The organism is Caballeronia sp. (genome assembly GCF_028292365.1).
GTDB lineage: Bacteria > Pseudomonadota > Gammaproteobacteria > Burkholderiales > Burkholderiaceae > Caballeronia.
Window position 1 is genome coordinate 1 of the sequence record NZ_JAQGMM010000162.1, and the last position, 4,685, is coordinate 4,685.

The following is a 4,685-nucleotide window of genomic DNA, read 5'->3' on the forward strand; positions in this document are numbered from 1 at the left end:
GTGCTCGCCGAAGCAGGCATGGGCTCGCGTCGCGACATGGAAGAATTGATCGTAGCCGGCCGGGTATCGGTGAATGGTGAGCCGGCGCATATCGGCCAGCGCATCATGCCGACCGATCAGGTTCGCATCAACGGCAAGCCGGTCAAGCGCAAGCTCGCGAGCAAACCGCCGCGCATCCTGCTGTATCACAAACCGACGGGCGAGATTGTCAGTCATGCCGATCCGGAAGGCCGTCCTTCAGTTTTCGACAACCTCCCGCCGATGAAAACGGCCAAATGGCTTGCGGTTGGACGGCTCGACTTCAACACCGAAGGGTTGCTGCTGCTGACTACATCGGGAGACCTGGCCAACCGGTTCATGCACCCGCGGTACAGCGTCGAGCGTGAATACGCGGTGCGGGTGGTGGGCGAGTTGTCGGAAGGTATGCGTCAGAAGCTGCTGCACGGCGTGGAGCTGGAAGACGGCCCAGCGAACTTCCTTCGTATCCGCGATGGCGGCGGCGAAGGCACGAATCATTGGTATCACGTGGCGCTGGCTGAAGGCCGGAACCGCGAAGTGCGCCGCATGTTCGAAGCCGCCGGCCTGATGGTGAGCCGGCTGATTCGTACCCGGCACGGCCCGATCGCGTTACCCAAGGGGCTCAAGCGCGGTCGTTGGGAAGAACTCGAAGACAACGAAGTGCGTGGTCTCCTGGCATCGGTCGGACTCAAGGCGCCGGCGGAAGAGCGGGGCGCGCGCAGCGCTGCACCGCGCATTCAGCCCGATCCGCTGCAAACGTCGATGGGCATCATCACGCGTGAGCCGGTGCTCAGTTCGCATGGCCGATTCGCCCAGACGACGCCTCCACGCGGCGGCCCTGGCGGCCCGGGCGGACGGCGTGGTGCACCAGGCGGCTTCGGTGGCGGTTCCAGCGGCGGTTATACAGGCAACGGCGGCAGCGGCGGCGCTGGTTATGGCGCGCGTGGCAGCAATGGCGGCCGGGAAGCAAACGGCAATCGTGCAGGTGGCGGCGAAGCGAATGGCAACCGCGCGATGCCGCGTCCAGGCGGCTCCGCTGGCGGCCCGCGCGGCAGTCGTCCGCCGGGTTCACCTGCCATGGGTAGTGGCAATGGCGCAGGCGGACGCTCGGCAAATGGCGGCGGCAAGCGCCCCGGCCAGGGCGGCCGTCAAGGTCAAGGTCCGGCTGGCGCGGGCGCGCAAGGTAATGGCGGCAACGCGGGCGGCGCAGGCCGCGGCGGCGCCCGCCCGGCGCCGCGCAACCGAACGCGCGGGCGCTAAGAGTCAAACGTCGCGCCCGACTCAGAGGTTTGTGTGGCGCGGCATGTGACTTGGGCCGAAAGGCGGGCAACCAAATTGCCCGCGCAGTCGTCAATTAAATTCAGCACGATGACTTTAGCCTCGGAGAAAGTCCGACAAAAGCGTGATGAATGCCTTCGATTTGCCTTGTAAATGGCCGTCAAATGGCTATATACAGGGCGCATTGGTTGCGTTTATCCCGAAAAATGGCTAAAATCACGAAGTCGCTGGGCATGGCGTTTGTTTTGCCACCCGGATGTGATCTCGGTACAGAAGGATGGGCGTTGCGCCCATTTTTTTTTGGCCGTTCGGTTCAGCATCTTGGGCAACGAAAGTGCGCCAGCTCAAGGCGCGGTCCGCAGGTGTTCGGCGTGGAGCGCGCGAACATCTTGGAGTCTTTCACTGTGCAACTGACGGAAATCATCGAAACCACGGTCTTGGGCCTGGGCTATGAACTTGTCGATATCGAGCGCGCGGGGGGCGGTTTGCTGCGTATCTCCATCGACCAGCCCGCCGGCATCGCGATTGAAGACTGTGAGAAAGTCACACGTCAGCTTCAGTATCTGTTCGAAGTGGAGAATATCGATTACTCACGGCTCGAAGTCGGGTCGCCGGGCCTCGATCGTCCGCTTAAGAAATTGGCGGATTTCGAACGCTTCGCAGGCAGCGAAGTCACTATCACATTAAAGAAGCCGCTGGACGGGCGCAAGTCGTACCGTGGCATCCTGCATGCCCCGGAAGGCGAGTCGATTGGTTTGGAATTCGAAGGGAAGGACGGCGGCGCTGCGATGCTCGATTTCACGCTCGCAGACCTCGATAAAGCACGTCTCGTCCCCAAAGTTGACTTTAGGAGCCGCAAACAATGAGTCGCGAAGTTTTGATGCTGGCGGATGCGCTGGCGCGCGAGAAGAACGTCAACAAGGACGTGGTGTACGCAGCGCTCGAAGCAGCGCTTGCTTCGGCAACGAAGAAGCTGTTCGAGGAAGACGTGGATATCCGCGTGGCAATCGACCGTGAAAGCGGCGAGCACGAGACCTTCCGTCGCTGGAAAGTGGTGCCGGACGAAGCCGGCCTGCAGGAACCCGACCAGGAAATCCTGTTGTTCGAAGCGAAGGAAGAGAAGCCCGACGCGCAAATCGATGAATACATCGAGCAACCCATTCCGTCCATCGAGTTCGGCCGGATCGGTGCGCAGGCCGCCAAGCAGGTGATTCTTCAGAAGGTTCGCGACGCTGAGCGCGAGCAGATCCTGAACGACTTCCTGGAACGCGGCGAAAAGATCATGACCGGCGCGGTGAAGCGTCTGGACAAGGGCAATTTCATCGTCGAATCGGGTCGTGTGGAAGCGCTGTTGCGCCGCGACCAGCTGATTCCGAAGGAAAACCTGCGGGTCGGCGACCGGGTTCGCGCCTACATTGCGAAGGTTGACCGGACGGCACGTGGTCCGCAGATCGAACTCTCGCGCACGGCGCCCGAGTTCCTGATGAAGCTGTTTGAAATGGAAGTGCCGGAGATCGAGCAGGGTCTGCTCGAAATCAAGGCCGCCGCGCGTGATCCTGGCGTGCGTGCGAAAATCGGGGTGATTGCTTACGACAAGCGCATCGACCCAATCGGTACCTGCGTCGGGATTCGCGGTTCGCGGGTCCAGGCGGTGAGAAATGAGCTCGGTGGCGAGAACGTCGACATCGTGCTATGGTCAGAGGACCCCGCACAGTTCGTGATCGGCGCGCTCGCGCCGGCTGCCGTACAGTCGATCGTCGTCGATGAAGAGAAACACTCCATGGACGTCGTCGTTGACGAGAACGAACTCGCGGTTGCTATTGGCCGCAGCGGCCAGAACGTGCGTCTTGCCAGCGAATTGACCGGCTGGCAAATCAACATCATGACGCCGGACGAGTCCGCGCTGAAGCAAAACGAAGAGCGTGGCACGTTACGCAGCCTGTTCATGGCGCGACTCGACGTTGATGAAGAAGTGGCCGACATTCTCATCGACGAAGGCTTTACCAGCCTCGAAGAGATCGCGTATGTGCCGCTCAACGAAATGCTCGAAATTGAAGCCTTCGACGAAGACACTGTTCACGAGTTGCGTAACCGCTCCCGTGACGCGCTTCTGACGCTGGCGATCGCGAATGAAGAGAAGGTCGAGGGTGTGGCGCTCGACCTGAAGAGCCTCGAAGGTATGACGGATGAGTTGTACGCGAAGCTCGAAGAACACCAGATCCGGACGCGCGACGACCTCGCCGAGCTGGCTGTGGATGAACTGGTCGAGATGACCAGTATTGAAGAGGATGCCGCTAAGGCGTTGATCATGAAAGCACGTGAACACTGGTTCCAGTGAGAAATGACCATGGCGCACTGACATATCGCGGCCGTTAGGCCGCATGACCCGATCAAACAGCAGGGAATTTGTCCTTGCATCAAGAGGAATGAATGGCGAGTAACAACGTAGCCCAATTTGCCGCGGAACTCAAAATGCCTGCGGGCGTCCTGCTCGAGCAGTTGCAGGCGGCTGGCGTCACGAAAGCGAGCGAAGACGACGATTTGTCCGAGACGGACAAGTCGCGCCTGCTCGAACACTTGCGCAAGTCGCACGGTTCCGCCGATGCCGACAAACGCAAGATCACTTTGACCCGCCGGCATACGTCGGAAATCAAACAGTCCGACTCTACGGGTAAAGCTCGCACCATTCAGGTCGAGGTCCGCAAGAAGCGCGTGTTCGTGCAGCGCGATCAGAGCGGTGTTGAACAGGTCGTTGAAGGTGCGAACCACGTCGAAGAAGACGAAGTCGACGAAGCCGAATTGCAGCGTCGCGACGAAGAGGCGCGTCATGCTGCCGAATTGCTCGAGAAAGAAGCGCTGGAGTTGAAGGAACGCCAGGAACGCTTCGAGCGCGAAGAGTCTGAGCGGGTCGCGCGTGAAGCGGCTGCTGAAGCCGAGCGTCGCCGTGCCGAGGAAGAAGAGGCGAAGCGTGCTGCCGCTCAGGCGGAAGCCGCGGAAATCTCGCGTGCTGCTTCTACAGCACGTAAGGAATCCCGCACGGAGTCGAAGACGGAACAGGCCGCTGACGAACCGGTGAAGGCTGAAGTTGCCGTACCGCAAGTCGACGAGAAGGCCGCTGCCGAACGTGCCGCTCAACGCGAAGCTGCGAAGAAGGCAGAAGACGCCGCGCGCGCCGCGACTGAAAAGGCGCGTGCCGAGCACGACCAGATCGCGAAACGCCGTGCAGCGGCTGAAGCCGAAGCGCGTGCTATCCGCGAAATGATGAATACGCCGCGTAAGGCTCAACAGGCGAAACCGCCTGAGCCGTCGCCTGCTGCCGTTGCTGCTGCCGCTGCAGCGGTTGTCGCCGCCAAGGTGGCGGAAGGCGCGAAGGCCGCGGAAGCCAAGGG

4 protein-coding genes are annotated in these 4,685 nt (G+C 61.2%); all 4 read left to right on the plus strand.

Features of this window, described 5'->3' with window-relative positions; genetic code table 11:
• A partial coding sequence (locus JWR14_RS09930; RefSeq protein ID WP_299705263.1) for a pseudouridine synthase occupies positions 1 to 1,278 on the plus strand: 1,278 nt, incomplete at its 5' end.
• A gap of 422 nt (positions 1,279 to 1,700) precedes the next feature.
• Positions 1,701 to 2,162 carry a ribosome maturation factor RimP gene (rimP, locus tag JWR14_RS09935; RefSeq protein ID WP_299705273.1) on the plus strand — a complete coding sequence of 154 codons (462 nt, stop codon included), beginning with the start codon at positions 1,701 to 1,703 and terminating at the stop codon, positions 2,160 to 2,162.
• The gene (gene nusA, locus JWR14_RS09940; protein ID WP_089160933.1) at positions 2,159 to 3,634 is read left to right on the plus strand and encodes a transcription termination factor NusA; all 1,476 of its coding nucleotides are present in this window, start codon (positions 2,159 to 2,161) and stop codon (positions 3,632 to 3,634) included. Before rimP ends, nusA begins: the two co-directional genes overlap by 4 nt.
• 92 nt (positions 3,635 to 3,726) lie before the next feature.
• The coding region (locus JWR14_RS09945; RefSeq protein WP_299705270.1) for a translation initiation factor IF-2 associated domain-containing protein at positions 3,727 to 4,685 on the plus strand (959 nt) is incomplete at its 3' end.

What these genes read in the sequence shown, in the direction of transcription:
- nusA (WP_089160933.1), top strand. Translation starts at nt 2,159, where the DNA reads ATGAGTCGCGAAGTTTTGATGCTGGCGGATGCGCTGGCGCGCGAGAAG.